Source organism: Alcanivorax sp. HI0044 (genome assembly GCF_001634945.1).
The window spans coordinates 1-559 of the sequence record NZ_LWEZ01000815.1 but is presented as its reverse complement, the minus strand read 5'-3'; the positions used below and the strand labels follow the sequence as shown (position 1 = coordinate 559).

Genomic DNA, 559 nt, shown 5'->3' with positions numbered 1-559 from the left:
GTGGCGGCCCAGATTGACGCCCTGCGCTTGCAGGGTGGTCATGGGCTGGCCCACGTGCCCGCAGGGGTTGATCCGCTGCCAGGGCGCCAGGTCCATGTCCCGGTTGATGGCGAGCCCGTGATAGGTTGCGCCACGGCGTATGCGCAGCCCCAGGGACGCGATCTTGGCCCCGTTCACATAGACCCCGGGGGCGTCATCCCGGTTCACGGCCTCAATACCCAGGCTGGCAAGAAAATCGATGATGCCTTCCTCGATAGCAGTCACCAGCCCGCGGCTTCCCAGCCCCAGCCGTTTGATATCCAGCATCAGGTAAATCACCGTCTGGCCGGGGCCGTGATAGGTGACCTGTCCGCCGCGATCGGTGTTCACCACCGGAATCTCTCCGGCATTGAGTACGTGCTCGGGCTTGCCCGCCTGGCCCAGGGTGAAGACCGGGGGGTGTTCCAGCACCCACAACTCGTCGTTCTGCTGAGCGTTGCGATGATCAGTGAGGTCACGCATGGCTTGCCAGCAGGGGGGGTAGTCAACCCGGGGGAAGTAGCGAATCAGTGCGTCCATG

1 protein-coding gene is annotated in these 559 nt (G+C 64.2%); it reads right to left on the bottom strand.

The annotated features are described in order from the left end of the window. On the bottom strand, positions 1-558 hold a 558-nt coding region (lipB, locus tag A3730_RS09685; RefSeq protein WP_063538001.1), incomplete at its 3' end, for a lipoyl(octanoyl) transferase LipB. Position 559: the final 1 nt, after the last annotated feature.